This is a genomic window from Streptomyces sp. NPDC001816 (assembly GCF_042892235.1).
Classification (GTDB): domain Bacteria; phylum Actinomycetota; class Actinomycetes; order Streptomycetales; family Streptomycetaceae; genus Streptomyces.
This window is the reverse complement of the sequence record NZ_JBIATY010000010.1, coordinates 236,490-256,433: the sequence shown is the minus strand read 5'-3', so window position 1 is coordinate 256,433 and position 19,944 is coordinate 236,490. Positions and strand designations below refer to the sequence as shown.

19 protein-coding genes are annotated in these 19,944 nt (G+C 70.7%); all 19 read right to left on the bottom strand.

Annotated elements, in window-relative coordinates:
* Positions 1-376 precede the first annotated feature (376 nt).
* Complete coding sequence (locus tag ACFYZZ_RS31935) at positions 377-1,228, bottom strand: FAD binding domain-containing protein (RefSeq protein WP_389183307.1); 852 nt, start codon at positions 1,226-1,228, stop codon at positions 377-379.
* A complete protein-coding gene (locus ACFYZZ_RS31930) occupies positions 1,225-3,663 on the bottom strand; it encodes a xanthine dehydrogenase family protein molybdopterin-binding subunit (protein WP_389183304.1) in 2,439 nt (812 codons plus the stop codon). Before ACFYZZ_RS31930 ends, ACFYZZ_RS31935 begins: the two co-directional genes overlap by 4 nt.
* Before the next feature lie 7 nt (positions 3,664-3,670).
* The gene (locus ACFYZZ_RS31925; RefSeq protein ID WP_389183301.1) at positions 3,671-4,180 is read right to left on the bottom strand and encodes a (2Fe-2S)-binding protein; all 510 of its coding nucleotides are present in this window, start codon (positions 4,178-4,180) and stop codon (positions 3,671-3,673) included.
* Between the two features lie 33 nt (positions 4,181-4,213).
* On the bottom strand, positions 4,214-4,837 hold the full coding sequence (locus tag ACFYZZ_RS31920; RefSeq protein WP_389183298.1) for an NADPH-dependent F420 reductase: 624 nt from the start codon (positions 4,835-4,837) through the stop codon (positions 4,214-4,216).
* A 277-nt stretch (positions 4,838-5,114) separates the two neighbouring features.
* Entirely contained in the window at positions 5,115-6,599 is a 1,485-nt protein-coding gene (locus ACFYZZ_RS31915) for an aldehyde dehydrogenase family protein (protein ID WP_389183295.1), read from the bottom strand.
* Between the two features lie 35 nt (positions 6,600-6,634).
* Positions 6,635-7,375, bottom strand: a complete 741-nt coding sequence (locus ACFYZZ_RS31910) for a type 1 glutamine amidotransferase domain-containing protein (RefSeq protein ID WP_389183292.1) — start codon at positions 7,373-7,375, stop codon at positions 6,635-6,637.
* A gap of 112 nt (positions 7,376-7,487) precedes the next feature.
* Positions 7,488-8,540 carry a glycosyltransferase family 4 protein gene (locus ACFYZZ_RS31905; RefSeq protein WP_389183289.1) on the bottom strand — a complete coding sequence of 351 codons (1,053 nt, stop codon included), beginning with the start codon at positions 8,538-8,540 and terminating at the stop codon, positions 7,488-7,490.
* Between the two features lie 13 nt (positions 8,541-8,553).
* Entirely contained in the window at positions 8,554-9,867 is a 1,314-nt protein-coding gene (locus ACFYZZ_RS31900; RefSeq protein ID WP_389183287.1) for a sugar phosphate nucleotidyltransferase, read from the bottom strand.
* A 79-nt stretch (positions 9,868-9,946) separates the two neighbouring features.
* Positions 9,947-10,708, bottom strand: a complete 762-nt coding sequence (locus ACFYZZ_RS31895) for a MinD/ParA family protein (RefSeq protein WP_389183284.1) — start codon at positions 10,706-10,708, stop codon at positions 9,947-9,949.
* Positions 10,708-11,961 (bottom strand): PP2C family protein-serine/threonine phosphatase, encoded by a 1,254-nt coding sequence (locus ACFYZZ_RS31890; protein WP_389183281.1) that lies wholly within the window; start codon positions 11,959-11,961, stop codon positions 10,708-10,710. The genes ACFYZZ_RS31895 and ACFYZZ_RS31890 overlap by 1 nt, the downstream gene beginning before the upstream one ends.
* A gap of 11 nt (positions 11,962-11,972) precedes the next feature.
* The gene (locus ACFYZZ_RS31885; RefSeq protein WP_389183279.1) at positions 11,973-12,476 is read right to left on the bottom strand and encodes an ATP-binding protein; all 504 of its coding nucleotides are present in this window, start codon (positions 12,474-12,476) and stop codon (positions 11,973-11,975) included.
* A complete protein-coding gene (locus ACFYZZ_RS31880; RefSeq protein ID WP_389183277.1) occupies positions 12,469-12,780 on the bottom strand; it encodes an STAS domain-containing protein in 312 nt (103 codons plus the stop codon). The genes ACFYZZ_RS31885 and ACFYZZ_RS31880 overlap by 8 nt, the downstream gene beginning before the upstream one ends.
* 1 nt (position 12,781) lies before the next feature.
* Entirely contained in the window at positions 12,782-14,914 is a 2,133-nt protein-coding gene (glgX, locus tag ACFYZZ_RS31875; RefSeq protein ID WP_389183274.1) for a glycogen debranching protein GlgX, read from the bottom strand.
* The gene (locus ACFYZZ_RS31870) at positions 14,911-15,255 is read right to left on the bottom strand and encodes an STAS domain-containing protein (RefSeq protein ID WP_389183271.1); all 345 of its coding nucleotides are present in this window, start codon (positions 15,253-15,255) and stop codon (positions 14,911-14,913) included. The genes glgX and ACFYZZ_RS31870 overlap by 4 nt, the downstream gene beginning before the upstream one ends.
* A complete protein-coding gene (locus ACFYZZ_RS31865; protein WP_389183268.1) occupies positions 15,252-17,087 on the bottom strand; it encodes an AGE family epimerase/isomerase in 1,836 nt (611 codons plus the stop codon). The genes ACFYZZ_RS31870 and ACFYZZ_RS31865 overlap by 4 nt, the downstream gene beginning before the upstream one ends.
* Positions 17,080-17,535 (bottom strand): VOC family protein, encoded by a 456-nt coding sequence (locus ACFYZZ_RS31860; RefSeq protein WP_389183265.1) that lies wholly within the window; start codon positions 17,533-17,535, stop codon positions 17,080-17,082. Before ACFYZZ_RS31860 ends, ACFYZZ_RS31865 begins: the two co-directional genes overlap by 8 nt.
* The gene (locus ACFYZZ_RS31855; protein WP_389183263.1) at positions 17,535-17,729 is read right to left on the bottom strand and encodes a hypothetical protein; all 195 of its coding nucleotides are present in this window, start codon (positions 17,727-17,729) and stop codon (positions 17,535-17,537) included. Before ACFYZZ_RS31855 ends, ACFYZZ_RS31860 begins: the two co-directional genes overlap by 1 nt.
* Positions 17,729-18,343, bottom strand: a complete 615-nt coding sequence (locus tag ACFYZZ_RS31850; RefSeq protein WP_389183260.1) for a DJ-1/PfpI family protein — start codon at positions 18,341-18,343, stop codon at positions 17,729-17,731. The genes ACFYZZ_RS31855 and ACFYZZ_RS31850 overlap by 1 nt, the downstream gene beginning before the upstream one ends.
* Positions 18,336-19,937, bottom strand: coding sequence for a GMC family oxidoreductase (locus ACFYZZ_RS31845; protein WP_389183257.1), 1,602 nt, complete (start codon positions 19,935-19,937; stop codon positions 18,336-18,338). The genes ACFYZZ_RS31850 and ACFYZZ_RS31845 overlap by 8 nt, the downstream gene beginning before the upstream one ends.
* Positions 19,938-19,944 lie beyond the last annotated feature (7 nt).

Sequence of the window (19,944 nt, the reverse complement as noted above, 5' to 3'; positions counted from 1 at the left end):
TGTTGCCCGAGGGCCCGCCACCGGCGGACCGCCCGGACGGGCGACACGAACGGCGAACCCCGAGCGGGGATGGGAACGGCACGCGGGGTACCGGTGTGCCGGGTGGGCCGAGGTGACCCCGGCACCGGTGTCGCCCACGAAGCCCCGTACGACCCCGGCACCAGCCACCACATCCTGCGCTGCCCAGGCGCCGGCCGAGCGGGGGCCGGTGGGTCTCGTCAGGGTGTCGGCCGGCCCGGTGGGCCGGGTGATGGAGGGACTGTGGGTGGTGCCGGGTGTGCGGTTCGGCACGGGTGTGCTCCCCCGTTCGTCTCGGCGACGGTGTAGCGCCGCATGAGGGCGAAGAACGCCGCGTACACAGTCGACGCCGTTGCGGTCAGATGGCCGTCGCTCTGCTCAGCGCTCGGGCGGTGAGGACGCCGGCCAGGTGGCGCAGGTACTCGGCCGAGGTGCCGCGGCCGGGCGTGAAGAACTCCTCGGGCTGGGCGCGGAAGGCCGCCAGGACCTCCTCGGTGTCCGGTGCCCGGCCCGCCAGCAGCCGCTCGACGCCGGTCAGCCGCGTGACGCGCGCCGTCGCGCCGGTGACCGCGATCCGCAGGCCGGTCAGACCGTCGTCCGGGCGCGTGGTGTCGCGCGTGACGCGCACCGCCACCGCGCAGACCGGGTAGCGGGAGGCGCGGTCGGCCGTCTTCTCGAAGGCGCTGCGCTCGCCGGGAGCGGGCGCGGGCAGCTCGATCGCGGTGATCACGCTGCCCTCCGGCAGGCCGTCGCGCGCGTAGTCGTCGGCCCGCACGGTGCCCTGGCCGCGGTGCCGGCCGACGTGCAGCGTCGCGCCGGCGGCGAGCACGGCGGGCGGCAGGTCCGTGGGGCGCTCGGTGGCGGCCAGATTGCCGCCGACGGTGCCGAGGTTGCGTACCTGAGGGTCGCCGTTGGCCCGGGCGGCCTCCGCGAGGGCCGGGGCGTGAGCGCGCACCGCCGGGTCCGCGACGAGTTCCGCGAGCGTGGTGAGGGCACCGATGCGCAGGCCGCCCCCGTCGGTACGGCGGATGCCGCGCAGGGCGGTGACACCGCGCAGGTCGACGAGCCGACTCGCGGTGCCCTCGCCGGTCTTGAGGTCGACCAGCAGGGACTGCCCGCCCGCGAGGACACGGCTGCCGGGTGCCGCGAGCAGCGCGGTGGCCTCGCCCAGTGTCGAGGGCCGGACGTACTCGAAGTCGGTGAGAATCACTGCTGCGCCTCCGCATCCCTGTTCAGCGCCCGCCACACCTTCTCCGGCGTGAGCGGCATGTCGATGTGGCTGACGCCGAGGTCCGACAGGGCGTCGACGACGGCGTTGGTGACCGCAGCCGCCGGCGGGACCGTGGCGATCTCGCCCGCGCCCTTGGCGCCCAGCGGGTTGTGCGGGCTCGGCGTGACCGTCTTGTCGAGCGCGAAGAACGGCGCGTCGGTCGCACGCGGCAGGGGGTAGGTGCGCAGGTCCTTGGTGATCAGACGGCCGTCCTCGCCGTACTCGGCAGCCTCCATCAGGGCCTGGCCCAGGCCGTGCACGATGCTGCCCTCGATCTGGCCCCGCACGATCGTGGGGTTGCCGATGTTGCCGGCGTCGTCCACGGCCGTGTAGCTCACGACCTCGGTGTCACCGGTGAGTTCGTCGATCTCCACGACTGCGACATGCGTGCCGAACGGGTAGTTGAAGTCCGGCGGGTCGAAGTGGGTCGTCTCGTCGAGGGCGGGTTCGATCCCGGGCGGCAGGTTCCAGCCGTACCACAGGGCCATGGCCATGTCGGCGAACGTCTTGCCGTTCTCCTCGTCGCCCTCGACGAACACCTTGCCGTTCGCGTAGACGACCTTGTCCTCGGAGACCTGGAACATGGCCGCCGCCGCCCGGCGCATCTTGTCCTTGACCTTCTGCGCGGTCAGCGCGATCGCGGGACCGGCCATGCTGTAGGAGCGGCTGCCGTACGTCCCCTGCCCGTAGGGGGCCTTGAGGGTGTCCGCCTCCAGCACCTGTACCGTGGCCGGGTCGATGCCGAGCTGGTCGGCGGCAACCTGCGCGAAGACGGTCTGGTGGCTCTGCCCGGTGGAGGCGGAGCCCACCGTGACGGTGACCTCGCCTGTCGGGTGGACCCGGATGTTGGCGCTCTCCCAGGTGCCGCCGAGCATGCCCTCCTGAGACATGCGGGTCGACGGGCCGACGCCGCAGACGGCGACGTAGGTGGCGATGCCCACGCCGAGCCGCTTGCCCCGCCGGGCGGCCTCCGACCGGCGCGCCTGAATGCCGTCGTATCCGGCGAGCCGGAGGGCCTTGTCGAAGTTCTCCGGGTAGTTGCCGGAGTCGTACGTCCAGCCGAGGCCGTTGTCGTACGGGAACGCGTCGGCCGGTACGAGGTTCTGCCGGCGTACGGCGGCCGGGTCCATGCCGATCTCGCGGGCGTAGCGGTCGACCAGCCGCTCCATGAGGAACGCGGCCTCGGCGCGCCCGCTGCCGCGCTGGGCGCCCAGCGGGACGGTGTTGGTGAACGCCGCGTAGACCTCGCAGAACGCCGCGGGGATCGCGTACATGCCGGTGATGCTGCGGCCCATCAGGGCGGTGGCGACACCGGGTCCGATGGTCGACGGGTAGGCGCCGAGGTTGGCGTAGCTGGTGCAGCGCACGGCGGTGATACGGCCGTCCCGGGTGCCGGCGATCACCGCGTGCTGGCGGTGGTCGCGGCCCTGCACGGTGGAGTTCATCAGCCCTGTGCGGGTGTCGACCCACTTCACGGGCCGGCCCAGCCGCTGGGACATCAGCAGCACGAGCGCCATGTCGGGGTAGAGGTAGCCCTTGGTGCCAAAGCTGCCGCCGACCGTCGGTGCGACCACGCGCAACTTGTTGAAGGGGATGCCGAGGACCAGCGCGGCCAGCAGGAAGCGGTGGTTGTGCGGGCCCTGCGTGGAGGCGTAGAGGGTGTACTCGCCGGTGGTGACGTCGTAGTGGCCGACGGCGCCGCGCGGCTCCATCGGGCTGTTGATGGTGCGCTGGTTGACCAGGTCGAGCTCGACGACGACCTCCGCCTCGGCGATGGCCTGGTCGGTGCTCTCCTTGTCGCCGCACGTCCAGTACGCGTTGAGGTTCTTCGGCACGGCCTCGTGCAGCTGCGGGGCGCCGTCCTCAAGGGCCTCGTCGGCGCGCAGCACGACCGGCAGCGGCTCGTAGTCGACGACGAGGGCCTTGACGGCCTGGGCCGCCTGCTTGGCGGTCTCGGCCACGACGACGGCGATCGCGTCGCCGACGTGCCGCACGACGTCCCCGGACAGCACCGGGCGGGCGCCCGGCAGGCCGTACGGGTGGGGCGGGAAGTGGCTCTCCACGCCGCCCGGGATCCAGATGCACGGCAGCGGCATGACGTCGGCGAAGTCGGCGGCGGTGGCGACGGCCAGGACGCCGGGCATGGCCTCGGCGGCCGAGGAGTCGATGCCGCGGATCCGGGCATGCGCGTGCTCGCTGCCGAGGATCGCCATGTGGGCGGTGCCGGGCAGCCGTACGTCCGCGATGAAGGTGGCCTCGCCGCGCAGCAGGTGCTCGTCCTCGCGGATGTCGAGCGGGGTGCCGAGCAGGCCGCTGCCGCCGGTGGCGCCCGGGGCGGTGGCGGACGTGGTGGAACGTTCCTCCGCTGTGGTCATGGCGTACTCACTCCTTCACCGCGTGGCCGACGGGTTCGCCTTGCGCTGCGTCGGTCCGGGCGGCGGCGCAGGCCCGCTGCACACCGCGGACCACCCCGTGGTAGCCGGTGCAGCGGCACAGGTTGCCGGTGAGCCACTCCCGGATCTCCGCCTCCGTGGGCTCGGTCTCGGCACCGTCGACCAGTTCGCCCAGAGCCATGACCATGCCCGGGGTGCAGAAGCCGCACTGGGTGCCGTGCTCGGCCCGGAGCGCCTCCTGCAGGCCGGTCAGCTCACGGCCCGCCCCCACGCCCTCGATCGTGGTGACCTCGGAGCCGGCCGCCTGGGCGGTGAGCACCAGGCAGCTCTTGACGGACCTTCCGTCGAGTTGGACGACGCACGTGCCGCACTGGCCCGTGTCGCAGCCGACCTTGGTGCCGGTCAGGCCCAGACCGTCCCTGAGCCGCTCCACGAGAAGCTCGCCGGGCTCGGCATCGACTTCCTGCGGCGCCCCGTTCACAGTGAGGGATACCTTCATGACCACGCCCTTTTCCGACCTTCGAGGGGTCTTTCAGAATCCGAGGACAGCACGAGACTGACGTTCGGTGAGCGGTTTGTTGAACAGCGGTCCGCCGGGCTGCTGAAGTAGTCCGCCGGTGCGCAGGGAACCGGTGGCGACCGGCGCGAACCCCAATTCGTAAATCAGGTCGGCGACCGTCTTGTTGGCGCCCGGATCATCGCCCGCGACATAGTGCGCCAGCCGCTCGGCGGGCTCCACGTCGGTGCGCCCGGCGGTGCCGAGCGTCTTGAAATACATGGTGTTGAGCGACTTCACCAGACGTGCCGACGGGTACCACTCGGCGACCAGCTCGCTGGACCCGCGTTCGCCGAGGTCCAGCGGCACGCCGCCTTCGGCGAACGCGTTCATGGCGTCGACCAGCACTTTTCCGCTCACGGAGGTCGGCGGGAGCAGCGTACGGGCGCTGCCGAAGGGGACCATCAGGACCACCAGGTCCGCCTCCCGGGCGACCTTCTCGGCGGACCCGGCAGACGCGGCTGGGCCGAGTTCGGCCACCAGCGCGGCCAGCCGCTCGCCACCGCTCGCGTTCGCGATCCGCACCTCGTGGCCGGCCACGGCCAGCAGCCGTGCCAGCGTGGTGCCGATACGGCCGGCACCGATGACGCCCGTCTTCATCCGTACAGCACCTCGTTCATTTTACCTGTTATCGGAGAATTCACTGACGGCCGAAGCCGGCCGAAGACGCCTGAGAACTACGGGCACTTGCCGCACATTCCCTTGGCCAACACATCGTGGCCGAAGATTTGCGGTACGAGCGAGGGGGCCGGAGGATTCCGGCCGCACTTGGTCATGTCTGAAATTACTTGGTGAAGTCCGGGTCCGCAGACATGCGTCGGTCCCCCGCCGCGCGTCAGGCGGCGGGGGCCTCGATGTGCCGGGGGGACGTCTCCCGTCAGTCCATGCCGATCCAGACCGACTTGGTCTGGGTGTAGCTCTCCAGGGACTCCGGGCCGCACTCGCGGCCGAAGCCGGAGGCCAGGTATCCGCCGTACGGGACGGCGGGGTCGTACAGGTTGTAACAGTTGACCCAGACCGTGCCCGCTTTGATCCGGGCGGCCACCCGGTGCGCCCGGCGCAGGTCGTTGGTGTGGACGCCGGCCGCCAGGCCGTAGGCGCTGTCGTTGGCGATCCGCACGGCCTCCTCCTCGGTGTCGAAGGGGATGACGCTGAGCACCGGCCCGAAGATCTCCTCCTGGGCGATGCGCATGCCGTTGTCGACACCGGTGAAGATCGTCGGCAGGAAGTACAGGCCCGCGCCGCTCGCCCCCTCGGGGGTGAACGGCCCGCCGCCGACCCGCAGTTCGGCGCCCTCCTTCTGGCCGAGTTCGACGTACGAGGAGACCTTCTCGAACTGGCCACGGTGGGCGAGCGGTCCGAAGAGGGTGTCCTCCTCCCGCGGGTCCCCGGGCTTGAGGGCCGCGGCGCGGGTGACGAGCCGGTCCACCATCCCGTCGTGGATGCTCCGGTGCAGCAGCAGACGGGAACCGGCCGTGCAGATCTCGCCCTTGTTGTAGAAGATGCCGAAGAACGCCAGTTCCTCGGCGGCGTCCAGGTCGGCGTCCTCGAAGACGATGTTCGCGGACTTGCCGCCCAGCTCCATCGTCACCCGCTTCAGGGTCCCCGCGGCCTTGCGGATGATGCCCTGGCCCACGGTGGTGGAGCCGGTGAAGGCGATCTTGTCGATTCCGGGGTGCTCGACGAGCGCCTCGCCGAGGGCGACGCCCGGACCGGTGATGACGTTGAGCACTCCGTCGGGGACGCCGGCCTCCTCGAACAGCTCCGCGATCTTCAGCGCGGTGAGCGGGGTGGCCGGGGAGGGCTTGTGGACGACCGTGTTGCCGGCCGCGAGAGCCGGGCCGATCTTGGTCATGGACAGCAGCAGCGGGAAGTTGAAGGGGGTGATCGCGGCGACGACGCCCAGCGGTTCCCGCCGGGTGTAGGCGAGTTGACCCCCGGCCGGGGCACGGGTGGCACCGTCCACCTGGGTGCACAGGCCGGCGTAGTAGTGCATCAGCCGGGCGGCCATCGGCACGTCGACCGTGCTGGAGAAGGCGAACGGCTTGCCCATGTCCACCGTCTCCAGCAGGGCGATCTCGTCGTTGTCGCGCTCGATCAGCTCCCCTACCCGGGTGAGCAGCCGGGCCCGTTCGTGATCGGGTAACCGCCCCCAGGGACCTTCCTCGTACGCCGTGCGCGCGGCCTTCACCGCGGCCTCGACGTCCTCGGCGCCGGCCTGGGCGACGGGCACGATCTCCCGTCCGTCCACGGGGGAGACATTCGGTTCGGTCTCTCCATCACGGGCCGGTGTCCACGTCCCGTCGATGAAGAGCGTGCCGGGATGGGCCAAGGGGCGGTCGGGCAGAACGCGCTTGGTCATGGTTGCCTCCGGTGGGGCGGACGGAGCGGACGGTTTCACTCTGCGCCGAGTTGCTCCAGGAACGTCTCGGCGAGCGCCTTGGACGAGTACGGGTTCTGACCAGTCGTCAGGTTTCGGTCGACCACGACATGGGAGTCCCAGATCACGTCGGCCTTCTCGTACTTGGCGCCGAGCCGGGACAGCTCGACCTCGAGGATGAGCGGCAGGCGTCCGGCCATGTTGGTGACCAGTTCCTCGGAGTGCGAGAAGGCGGTCATGCGGTAGCCCTCGAAGGGCCAGCGGCCCTCGCCGTCCCGCAGAGCGAGGAGGGAGGTGTGGCCGTGGCAGACGGTCGCCAGCGGCTTGCCGCTCGCGATCCACCAGCGGATGATCTGCGCCAGCTCGTCCGACTTGGGCAGGTCGCCGATGGCGCCGTGACCGCCGCTGACGTACAGGCCGTCGTAGCCGGCGATGTCCTGCTCGGTGAGGTTCTCCAGGGCGAGCGGCTTCTGCAGCTGCGGCACGCTCTCGATGATCCGGACGTACTCGGCCGCGTTGGCCGCGTCGTTGTCCGGGGAGCCCTGCGGGCGGACGTACTGCAGGAACTGCGGGTCGATGCTGGTCTGGTCGACGGTCGGGGTCTTGCCGCCGATGGTGGCGACGTCCACGACGTGCCTGGCGCCGGTGAAGATCTGGTACGGGACGACGAACTCCTCGGCCCAGAAGCCGGAGGGGTGCTGCTCACCGTCCAGGAGGTGGAGCGTGGCCTTGGCCGTCATGACGACGAGGATCCTCATGGCTGATCTCTCCTTCGTGTGGTGCGTTGACGTTGCCGGGCTCCGGCGTTCTCGATGCGACCACGCCGCCCGGCGTATTTCGAGAGGAATTGCTCAGTCACTCGATACTTCGTTAGGTACGGATTGGTTCAGTTTTCATACGCTGTGCCTTCACCTTGTTTTCACTGACGGCTTCGTAGACGGCGTAGAGACGTTCCGCGGCCGCCTCGAAGGTGAATTCCCGCTCGGTCCGGGCGAGGCCGGTCTCGCCCATCCAGGCGGCTTTTTGGGGGTCGGCGAGAAGGGAGTTGATCCCGTCGGCCAGGTCCTTCGCGTAGATCTCGGGGTGGGCTGCCGGGGGCGGGACGAGCAGGCCCGTGACCCCGTCGTGGACGACCTCGGTCAGGCATCCGGCCTTCGTCGCCACCACCGGTGTCCCGCACGCCATCGCCGCCAGGGCGGCCGGCTCCGGGGCATCGTGCCCTGCCGGGCAGACGGACACGTCGGCGAAGGTGAGCAGCTGACGCACCGCACGCGGGGACGGCGTCCGGCGTACCCACACCAGGTCGCAGCCCTCGGCGCGCAGGGCGGCCGCCAGTTCGCCGTGGGCGCGTTCGGCCTCGGGGCCCGGGGCGCAGATCACCACCTGGGTGCCGGGCAGCAGCCGGGGCGCGGCCCGCAGCAGATTCAGCAGGGCGGCCTCGGGCAGGTCGCGGCCCACGCAGGCCACGGTGTGCCGGACGGCGGCGGGGTCGGTACGCACCCCCAGCGCGGCCAGTGCGCCGGTGCCCCCGTCGGGGTGGTAGGCCTGGGTGTCGAAGCCGCCGTGCACGACGGTCACCCGTCGCGGGGCGAGCTCCCGGTGGCGGCGCATCAGCTCGGCGCGCATCTGGAACGACCCGACGACGATCCGGTCCGCGACGAGCAGCGCCCCGCGCCGGACCCGCGCGGGCGGCTCGAGGCCGGGCGGGGTGAGCACGTGCGGCACCCCGTGCTGGAACTTGGCGAGATGACCGGCCAGGCCGGTGTCCCAGGTGTGGCTGTGGACGACGTCCACCCCCGCCAGGTCCCGCGTGGGGGCCGTGCCGGCGCGGAGCACGTCGACATCGGCGTACCGCCGCAGATGGCGCGCCAGCGCTGCGGTGCGCAGGTCGTCGCGGTTCTCCGTGAGCAGGGCTACGCGCATGGGTGTGGCCTCCTCACAGGCACCGCAGCAGATCACGAACACCGGACAGGCTGGCCCCCTGCGGGATGCCCCCGCCGATCTCCAGCCGGGGGAAGACGCTCACCCCGCGCAGCCGCGTCCCCTCCCGCACCCGCACCTCGTCGCCCAGGGCGCAGTAGTCGTCCAGGACGACCGGCGCGGTGAGGGTGGAGCGCACGTCGACCATGGAACCGAGGAACACGTCGGTCAGGCGGGCGCCCGGGCCGATGATGCTGTGGTCGCCGCACGCCACCCCGCGCAGGGTGCTGTGCTCGCCGATGTCCACCCCGTCGCCGATGTCGGACTCGGCCAGCGTCACACCGGGCCCGATCTCCACGTCCCGCCCGATGCGCACCCCGGGGCCGATCCGCACGCTGCCGTCCTCGATCTTCTCCGCCAGGGTGCGGCCGCTGACCTGGTCCTTCATCTCCAGGCTGGACGGGTGGACGCGGTGGTCGCCGGGCCCCGCCGGGGCGCCCAGCGCCTCGCTGAGCCCCGGATAGCGGTCCAGTAGCAGGTCCTTGACGGTGTCCAGGTAGTCCCGCGGGCTGCCCAGGTCGCCGAAGCGCGCGATCGGATGGGCCAGCACCCGGTGCCCCCGCCGCACCAGGTACGGCAGCAGATCGCCGCCCCAGTCGAGCTGCCGCCGGGCCAGCGCGGCGAGCTCCGGTTCACGGGCGGCCATGCGCAGCCGGTCGCAGTCGATCAGATACATCCCCGCGTTGGTGTGCACCGGGCCGTTGCCGCGCCCGGCGGTCAAAGCCCGCGCGACGGCGAGGTCCGGCTTCTCCAGGAAGCCGTCGGCCGTCCCGTCCGCCCGCAGCCGGAGCACCCCGTACTTGCCGGCGGCCTGGGAGGCGGAGCGCGGCACGGTGGCCACGGTGACGTCGGCCCGGGCCGCGCGGTGGGCGCGCACCATGGCGCCGAGATCGAAGTCGAACAGGGAGTCGGTGGGGAAGACCAGGGCGAGGCCGCTCAGGTCCCAGTAGTCGAGGCAGCGCAGGGTGGCCTCGCCGCTGCCGGTGTTGGCGCGGTCGAACCGGGTTCTGGAGTAGCGGGCGGTGACGCCGAGCCGCTCACCGTGGCCCAGGACGGCCTTCGTCTGGGCGCGGTTCTCCCGTCCGTTGGCGACGACGTAGTACTGGTGCACCCCCTGGCTCCTGAGCGCGGTGACCGCCCATTCGATCAGGGGCTGCCCGGCCACCTGCATGGCCGCCTTGCTTCTGAGGTAGTCGGCGGAGTTGAGGGTGATCGGACGTGCCCGCACGCCCCGGCCTCCTGCCAGGGCTATTGCCGGTATGGATTCCATCTGCGTCCCTGCTTGTCGGCGCGTTTCCCGCACTTGGTGGGATCTCCTGTCATTCCTCGCGCTTATCTCTCGTTCGGCTTCAGGGTTCCGCACGGGCCGCCGGAATCGTCCGGGCCGACGGCGCGAGCACGGAGATGATCCGCCGTAGTTCGGCCACCAGGGGGTGGCCGGGGAGTGCCGTGGCGAATATCCGGTCACCGCCGAGGGCCGCGAGTTCCGCGACGTACGGCAGGACTCCGGCCGTGGCCGCGCCGTACGCGTCCTCGGCCCGCTCCCGTACGACGGGGGCCTCGACGCCCTCGGGCGCCATGCTGATCACCAGGGCTCGCCGGCAGGCGAGGCTCCCGGCGAGCGGGGCGAGTTCGTCGGCGCCCGCCAGGTCGATGCGGTCGGCCCGCGCCACGATGACCAGCAGATCGGCGCTGGCCATCGCGGTGACCGTCTCGTTGTTGAGGCCCGCGTGCGTGTCCAGCAGCAGTACGTCCAGGTCGTAGGAGGTCACGAGTCGACCGAAGGCCTCCGGCAGCAGGCCCACGTCGTAGCCGGTCGCCATGATCTCGGCGAGCGAGCCGGGTTCCGTGCGGGCGGGCACCACATACAGCCCCTCGGGCTCCACCCGGTGCACCGTGTCCTCGATCTCGCAGCGCCCCAGCAGGTAGTCGGTGAGCGAGCACCCGCCGGACGGCAGCCCGAACAGGACATCCAGGGTCGGCGACTGGATGTCGGTGTCGACGAGGGCGACACGCCGCCCCCCGCGGGCGATGAGGTAGGCCATGTTGGCGAGCAGCGTCGACTTGCCGGTGCCGCCCCGGTGGGAGTACATCACCACGGTGCGCGCCATCACGCCACCGCCACGGCCGCCGTCGGCCGCCCGCTGCTGCGTGGCCGGTGCAGGGCGAGCATGGTGACGTCGTCATGCTGCTCACCGTCCCCGGTGTGCGCGCGGACGGCGGTGTCGAGCCGCTCCACCAGGTCCTTGCCCCGCAGGGCGGGGCCGGACAGCAGCCTGAGCATCCGCTCCTCGCCGAGGAACCCGCCGTGCGGGCAGCGCGCCTCGGGCACCCCGTCGGTGTAGGCGAACAGTGTGTCGCCCGGGTCGAGTTGGGCGTAACCGAGGCTGAAGGAGGAGTCCGGCAGGACGCCCACGGCGGGGCCGGTGACCTCCAGCGGGATCGGCGCGCCACCGTCCGCGTCCAGCAGCAGCGGCGGATTGTGACCGCCGTTGATGTAGACGAGACTGCCGGTGGCGGGGTCCAGGACGCTGAAGAACAGGGTGGCGAAGTAGCCCTGGCTGAGATGGTTGCGGGTCAGGTAGCCGTTGGTGGCGCTGACCGCGGTCAGCAGCGGGGTGGCGCCGACGATCCGGATGCCGGAGCGGTCCGCGGCCAGCGAGGAGCCCGCGGCGACCAGGTGCTGCAGGCCGCTGTTCTCGGCGGTGTGCCGCAGCAGACTGCGGATCAGCGCCATGAACAGCGCTGAGCCCACGCCCTTGTCGCACACGTCGGCCACCACGATGGCCAGCCGCCTGCGGTGCACGAGTTCGAACACGTCGTAGAAGTCGCCGGCGACCTGCCGCGCCGGGCGGAACCGTACGTCGATCTCCCATCCCTCGGGCACCGGCAGATCCTCGGGCAGGAAGCCGGCCTGGATCTCCCGGCCGATCTCCAGCTCGCGCTCGTAGCGGATCAGTTCGGTGCGCGCGTCGGTCTCCTGGACCGTGCGGCCCAGGACGGCGCGCTCCGAGCAGCTGGTCAGCCGGGCGCCCACCAGGGCGGGCAGGAAGGGCGGGACCAGGTAATCGTGGCCGGCGCGCACATGCGGCTCCAGGGCCTCGAAGCCGTGCTCCGTGTACACCACGACGACGGGATCCGCCCCTCGTCCGGTCAGGCGCCGGACCACGTTGCGTACCGCCTCGGGCCCGCACTGGGCCGGGGCCAGCAGCACGTCCGCCGCGGGCAGCGCGGCGGACGGATCGTTTCGGAGCCGGCCGAGCGTCCGGCGGATCACCGAGGACGCCACCTGGTCCAGGGCGTCCAGCAGAGCCGACGGAACGGGCGGGTCGTCGTCCACGACGAGCACCGTCGTGTTGGGCATGAAGCGTCTCCTCAAGGCCGTACCGGCCCGGTGCGGATCGCCAGCGTGCTGACGTTGCGGCCGCCGAGCCGGTCGTAGGCGAACTCGTCCACGCTGGTCAGTGCCAGATGGACGCCGAGCCCGCCGACGCGACGCCGCTCCAGCGGTAGGTCCGTGGTCGGTGCGCGGCAACCGTCGCGCGGGTCGAAGGGCGGCGCGGTGTCCTCGATGCGCACCCACACCCGTTCGGCGTCGAAGCCGCCGGTCACCAGAATCTCGCCGCCCGAACCGCTCGCGTCGGCCGAGGTGGGCGAGGTGGCGGTGTCGGTCGGGGCGCCCGCCACGCCGTAGCCGTGGGTCACGACGTTGGTGGCGAGCTCGTCCACGGCGAGCCGCAGCCGGTAGGCGGCGGACTTGTCGAGGCGGCCCCGCCGCGCCAGGGCCATGACGAACCCGGCGATGTCGCTGAGCGCGGCGAGCGTGGCGGGCACCCGTAACCCGGGTGCCCGCTGCGCCAATCGGGTCCCCTCACTCATCGGCCAGCAGGATGGTGCGGTCCAGGCCGGCCGTGCGGATCGTCCGGGCGACCGGCTCGCTGGCGCCGACGACCCGGATGCTGACGTCGTCGGCCACCTTCTGCTGGGCGAACACCAGCGAACGCAGCCCGGCGCTGGCCATGTAGCCGACCCGGTGCATCCGGATCTCGACGGTGGCCGTGCCGTGCGCCGCGGCCTTCTCGATGGTCTGGTGGAAGTCGGGCGCCGTGTGCGCGTCCAGCTCGCCGGTCAGCTCGATCACCGCGACGTCGCCGTCGACGGACAGGGATACGGAAAGCGGCATGTCAGGCTCCTTCGGTCGAGGGCGTCCGCCCGACGAGGACCACGACGGAACGCGGCCCGATCAGGTAGCTGCCGGGGTTGTCGAGGGCGGATTCCTCACCCAGCGGGTGCAGATCGTTCGGCGCCGCAGCCCCGGTGTCGGCGAAGAGGTGCCAGGTGCGTCCGCCGGGCAGGTGGGGCAGCTGGAGGTCGTGCGCCTCCCAGTGGGCGTTCATCGCGATGTAGAGGACGTCCTGGTCGCCGGCCCCGCTGCGCATCACGGCCAGCAGCCGGCTCTCGCTCGACCAGTCCGGTTCCCAGGCCGTGACCCCGTGCCAGCTGATGTCCGGCAACCCGGTGTCGGGCACCGGCATGCCGGTGGTGTGCCGGTGCGTGCGCAGCTCCGGGTGCGCGGCCCGGAAGGCGATCATCGCCTGGGTGAAGCGCAGCAGTTCGGAATTGGTTTCCGCCAGCTCCCAGTTCACCCAGGACAGGTCGTTGTCCTGGCAGTAGGTGTTGTTGTTGCCCTGCTGGGTGCGGCCGAACTCGTCACCGGCCAGGATCATGGGCACGCCCTGGCTGGTGAGCAGGATCGCCATGGCGTTCTTCATCTGCCGCATCCGCAGCGCGTTGATCTCCGGGTCGTCGGTGGGACCCTCGGCGCCGTGGTTCCAGCTGTTGTTGTCGTTGGCGCCGTCTCGGTTGCCCTCGCCGTTGGCCTCATTGTGCTTGTCGTTGTAGGAGACCAGGTCGGCGAGCGTGAAACCGTCGTGCGCCGTGAGGAAGTTGACCGACGCGCTGGTGCCGCGGCCGGCGTACATGTCCGGGGAGCCCGCGATGCGCGTCGCGAGGTCGCCGACCACACCGGAGTCGCCCTTGATGAAGCGGCGCACGGTGTCCCGGTACTTCCCGTTCCACTCCGCCCAGCGCCCGTACGCCGGGAAGCTGCCGACCTCGTACAGTCCGCCCGCGTCCCAGGCTTCGGCGATCAGCTTGGTGTGCCGCAGCACGGGGTCGTGGGCGAGGCTCTCCAGCAGCGGCGGGTTGGGCAGCGGGGTGCCGTCCAGGGCCCGGCCGAGGATGGCCGCGAGGTCGAACCGGAAGCCGTCCACGTGGTAGTCGGCGACCCAGTGGCGCAGACAGTCCAGGACGAACTGCCGTACGACGGGATGGTTGCAGTTGACGGTGTTGCCGGTGCCGCTGAAGTTGAAGTAGTACCCCTCGGGCGTGAGCATGTAGTAGGTGGCGTTGTCGAGCCCCTTGAAGGAGATCGTCGGCCCGTGCTCGTTGCCCTCGGCGGTGTGGTTGAAGACGACGTCGAGGATGACCTCGATGCCCGCCGCGTGCAGGTCCTTGACCAGCGTGCGGAACTCGTCGCCCTGCATCCCGTAGCGGCCCGTCGCCGCGTAGCCGGCCTTCGGCGCGAAGAAGGAGACGGTGTTGTAGCCCCAGTAGTCGTACAGCCGCTCCCCGGTGGCGGGGTCGGTGCGGGGGTTGTCCGTCTCGTCGAACTCGAACACGGGCAGCAGCTCGATGCAGTTGATGCCCAGTTCCCTGAGGTACGGGATCTTCTCGCGCAGGCCCGCGAAGGTGCCCGGTGCCGCCACCTCGGACGAGGGGTGCCGGGTCACACCGCGCACATGGGCCTCGTAGATGACGAGGTCCTCGGCACGGATGCCGAGCGGACGGTCGTCGCCCCAGTCGAAGTCCTGCAGGCAGACCCGGGACCGGTAGGGGTAGACGTTGTTCCAGTCCGGCTCGACGCCCCACACGTCCCGGCCGGAGACCAGCCGGGCGTAAGGGTCGCTGAGGATCTGCCGGCGGTCGAAGCGGTGTCCCGCGGCCGGGTCGAAGGGACCGTCGGCCCGGAAGCCGAACTCGATGTCCTCGTGGTCCAGGCCGAAGACGGTCATCGCGAAGACGCTGCCGGTCCGGAACTCCGGCGGGAACTCCAGCTCCGCCATCGGCTCGGGCTCGCCCCGCTTGAACAGGACCAGGGACATCGTCGTCGCCTGGTCCGAGTAGACCGCGAAGCTGACGCCCCCCGGCACGACGTACGCCCCGAAGGGGTAGGGCTTGGCGGCGCGTACCCCGTAGCCCCCCACACGGTGCGTCGGGTAGGCGTCGATGCGCTGCAGCTCCAGGTACTCCGTCATGTCGCGACCTGTCCCGCCGGCGCGGCCTGGCCGCCGTCCCCGGCATCGAAGAAGCCCAGGAAGCCGGTCGCCGACATCACGAACCGGACCTCCTCGCCGACCCCGCTCAGCGTCACCCGGGCGCCCGAGTGCTGGGCCTCCCGGTAGACGACGAGCAGGGTGCGCAGCCCGGCGCTGGAGATGTAGGAGACGTGCTTCAGGTCGATGCGGAGGGTGCCCCCCGAGCGCACCAGCGGGCGCAGCTGCTCCAGCAGGGTGCCGGAGGTCTCACTGTTGATCTCACCGGTCAGTGTGACGACGGTGCCGGCCTTGGTGCGCCGCTCTTTGAGAGCGAGAGTCATCGGTTGTCCTTCCCCGTGGACACCGGACGCAGCCTCACCTTGACCCTGACCCGCTCGGACACGTCGGGAAGCTTCACGGTGAGGTCGTCGGCGTCGAAGTTGTCGTACTCCTGCCCGTCGATCTCGACGGACGCGATGGTGACGGACCCGGCCGGGAGCAGGTCGGGAGCGACCCGCAGGATCCGGTCGGGCAGGTCGGACGGGTCGGGCTTGAAGTGGAAGTCCATCTCCCGTCCGTTGATGAGGAGGTTGTTGTAGACCGCGGCCAGGTAGCACAGCTCGGCCGAGTGGTACATGGACATCGAGTGGCTGCCCTTGAGCCGCTCGGTGCCGAGCAGGTACGGCGTGCCGCTGGCCAGGACGTTGAAGTACACCGCACCCTCGTCGTGGTCGAGGAAGAAGGTGTTGTAGAACGCCTCCGCCAGGCGCGCCTCGCGCCGGAAGTCCTCGCCGCCGACGGTGCCGTGCAGGATCAGGTAGGCGAGGATCGCCTGCTCCTGCTGCCACCAGGCCTTGCGGTCGTGCCAGGCGAAACGGTACTGCTCCTCGCCCTCGCCCCTGAGCCGCTCGACCACGTCGTACCAGCCGCCGCGCTGCCGGTCGCTGCCCACCTCGGGCATCAGCTGGCCGATCTGACGGGCGAGTTCCTCGTACGCCGGCTTGGCCTTCAGCGAGTTCATCCGCATCAGGTTCCAGGCGATCTTCAGGTTGTGGCCGACGACAGCACGGTTCTGCTGCCAGCTGTGCGTGATGTCGTGCGACCAGTCCCGGTTGAAGCGCTCCTGGACGAACGGGCTGTTCTTGTAGTCCGGGAACTTGTCCGCGATGGTGTCGAAGGTGTACTCGAGGAAGTCGGCGTAGCGCTGCTCGCCCGTGGCCAGGTACAGGTTGATCAGGTACGCGGGCGCGTGGTCGCCGACCGAGTTCCAGTTCTTGCGGTTGCGGTTCTCACCCAGCGACTCGTGGTCGGGGCTGAACAGGATCGGGTCGATGTGCGAGAAGTAGCCGCCCTGCTCCTGGTCCAGGAAGAACTTGTCGAACAGCCGGATCGTGGCGTCCGCGTCGTTCTTGATGCGGATGTCGCCGGTGACGCGGTAGGTCTGGATCGGCCCGGCGAGCGCGTAGATCTGCTCGTACATCGGGATGGCGTCGTAGTCGTCGCTGAACTCCGAGGTGAACAGCTTGCGTTCGGAGTCACCGTCGACCTTGATGCCGTGGTACCAGTAGACGACGTCCTCCTCGGCGTCGACCACCCGCATGTGCTTGCGCAGGTACTCGGTGCCGCGCTCGGCGACCTCCAGGTACTCGTCCCTGCCGGTGAGCAGGTACGCCGACGCCATGCCGTAGACCAGCCGGGAGATGGTGTCCGTCTCCTGGACGTGGCTGGCGGTCTTGTCGCCGCCGAGGCGGATCTGGGTGCGGTACTCGTTGAAGTCGACCGGCCCGTCACCGAACTGCGCCTTGCGGTAGAAGGCGGCGAGGGACTCGATCTGCTTGATCCACCAGCTGCCCTCCTCGAACCGGTAGTCCTCGGCGCCGCGGCCCAGGAACACCAGGCGCTTCGCCTCGAAGACGCCGCCGTTGTCGGGGTAGTGGACGCCGTACGCGAACAGGAACCGGCCGGGCGAGAGCATCTCGTCGACGTGGCCGGAGGCGTCGATGTACGGCTCGTCGAGGTTGCGCACGAGCTCCGCGCTGGGGCCGCCGTTCAGCGAGACCTCGAAGCCGCGGTCGTCGGCCGTGTGCAGCTTCAGCAGCCGGGTCTCGGAGTCGAAGTGGTCGACGTATCCGGCGATCGTGTCGGAGAAGGAGAAGGTCACGGCCTCAGCCATGTCGGGCACCGTCCTTTGAGTCCGTTGCGTCCGTGTCGTCCGTGTCGTGCGTGTCGTCGGTGAATCCTTGGCTGACCTCGACGATCACGCCGTCCGGATCGCGCACCCAGACCGTGCGCCAGCCGCAGATGAAGTCGTCGAAGTCCAGCGGGCCCAGGGTGATGTCGGCCTCGTCGCCCAGCTCGGCCAGGAAGGCGTCGACGCTGTCGGTCTGGAAGGCCAGGTGGCGCATGGCACCGGCCCGGTCGGGACCGTCGCCATGCGCGGTGGTCGCCGGCCCGGTCGCGGCCTCGAACAGCTCCAGATAGGCGTCACCCTTGCGCAGGAAGACGATCTCGGAGTCCCCCAGCTCGACCACCCGGGCCCGGGTGAACCCGAACCAGCGGGTGTAGAACTCCTCGGTGGTCTTCTGGTCCTGGCAGTTGAGCCCCACGTGCGACCAGCGCATCAGTCCTCACCGCCCCGGTGAGCACGCGCCGCGAGGAGCCCGGTGCCACCGCCGCGGAAGACCGGACGCCGTATGGCCTCGGGCCGGCCGGGACCGTCACCGCCCGCCGCTCCGGGCGCGGCCGGGAACCCTGCGGCACCACGCGTCATCGGCGCCGCGGTCTGCCGGGCGGGCCGCGCGTTCGTCCTGCGCATCACGCACCCCCGCCCCGTCCCGCGCGTGCCGCGACGAGCTCGATGATGCGGCGCGCGAAGAGGTGGTGGTGCTGGCCGGTGCGGCCGGTGACCAGGTCGCCGTCGACCACCACGTCCTCGTCGACGTACTCGGCGCCCATGTTGCGGACGTCACCGACCAGGTTGTTGTGGCAGACGACCTTGCGGCCGCGGACCTTCTCGGGGATCGAGGAGGCCAGCCACATGCCGTGGCAGATGATGCCCTTGAGCACAGTGGGCTCGTCGAAGGCGCGGCGCAGGAACTCGGTCGCGGGGGCGAGCCGGTCGACGTCCTCGGTGTAGCGCAGCCGGTCGGAGACCATGCCGGAGGGCACGATCACGGCCGCGTAGCCGCGCAGCTGGTCGTCGGTGAGCCCCTCGAAGGTCTTGTCCGCGGTGAACGGGGCGCGGTACTCGTGCCCCTGGAAGGTGATGGAGTCGTTGCCCCACAGCCGGGTCAGGAAGTCGACCTCGGCGCCCTCCTCCGCGAACCGGCGCTGGTAGTAGGCGATCTCCGGCTCGAAGAAGTCGCTCTCGATCAGCACGGCGAGCCTCAGCCCGCTCAGCAGTCCGTCGCGCAGCACCACGTCAGACACGGGACTCTCCCTTGATGAGGTCAAAAGCCCGCTCGGCGATCATCACGATCGCGGTGTGGCAGTTGCCCGACGGCACGGCGGGCATGACGCTCGCGTCCACCACACGCAGGTTGCGCACACCGTGCACCCGCAGTTCGGGGTCGACAACCGCCAGGTCGTCCACGCCCATCCGACAGGAGCCGGCCTGGTGGTGGTAGCTCTCCGACTTCTGCTTCACGAACGTCCGCAGTTCGTCGTCGGAGACCGTGCCCGGGCCCGGCTGGAGCTCCTGCTTGTACCAGGGCTTGAAAGCGGAGGTGCCGAAGATCTCGCGGGCGATCTTCACGCCCTGCACCATGCGCTCCAGGTCCCAGCGGTCACCCAGGTAGTTGGGGTTGATCGCCGGCGCGGCCAGCGGATCGCGGTCGGCCAACCGGATCCAGCCGCGCGAGACGGGCCGTACGACACCGGGCAGGATGCTCACCGTGTTGGGGTGGCTCTGACCCACGATCACGTCGAACGGCACGTGCACGAAGGCGATCTGCAGGTCGGGCGCGGGCAGCCCCGGCTGCGAGGACAGGAACAGGGCGGACTCCGACAGGTTCTGCTCGGGCGGCGGCAGCTCCTGGGAGACCTCGGCCATCAGTCCGGTCAGCACGTGGTTGTGGAAGTTCTCGCCCACGCCGGGCACGGCGGCCGTCACCGGGATGCCGAACTCCCGCAGGTGGTCGGGGTCTCCGATGCCGGACAGCAGCAGCAGCTTCGGCGACTCGATCGCACCGCCGGCCACGATCACCTCGCGCCGGGCCCGGACGGTGTGGGTGCCCGGCTCGACGTTCTCGCTGGGCACGGTCCGGCCGGGGATGTCGGCGCTCGGGGCGCTCTGCACGTACTCCGCGCCGACGCAGGCGTCCCCGTCGAACAGCAGCCGGGTGGTCTGCGCGCTGGTGCGCAGGGTGAGGTTGGGTCGCTTGAGCGCCGGCTCCAGGTAGGCGGCCAGGGTGCCCTGCCGCCTGCCGTCGGCGACGTCGATGTGGTGCCAGCCGGTGCCGAACAGACCTCGCCGGGGGCCGTCGGTGTTGAAGTCGGCGATCTCCTGGTGGCCGAGTTCGACACAGGCGTCGATGAAGACCCTCGACACCGGGTTGGCCTTGTGGCCGCCCGCGTTGGTGACGCGCTGCGGGCCCTTGGTGCCGGTGGTGGCCGCGGTGACGTCCTCCTGCGCCTCCAGCAGCGCGAAGTACGGCAGCACGTCCTCGTACGCCCAGCCCGCGGCGCCCTGGTAGGCCCAGTTGTCGAAGTCCGAGGCGTGGCCCCGGATGTGCATCATGATGTACAGGTTGCTGCTGCCGCCGGGTGCCTTGCCCCGCGGCTCGTACACGCTGCGCCCGTCGAGCCCGGGCTGCGGAACGCCGGTGTAGGCCCAGTCGATGGGGCCGCCGAGCAGCTTGTACCAGGACGACGGGTCGTCCACCTCCGGCGGGATGCGGTCGCCGCCCGCCTCCAGCACCAGCACCGTGGTGTCCGGGTCCTCCGAGAGCCGGTTGGCCAGGACGCTGCCCGCCGCTCCGGCACCGATGACGATGTAGTCGTAGGACTCTTCGCGCTCGGTCATTGGGGTG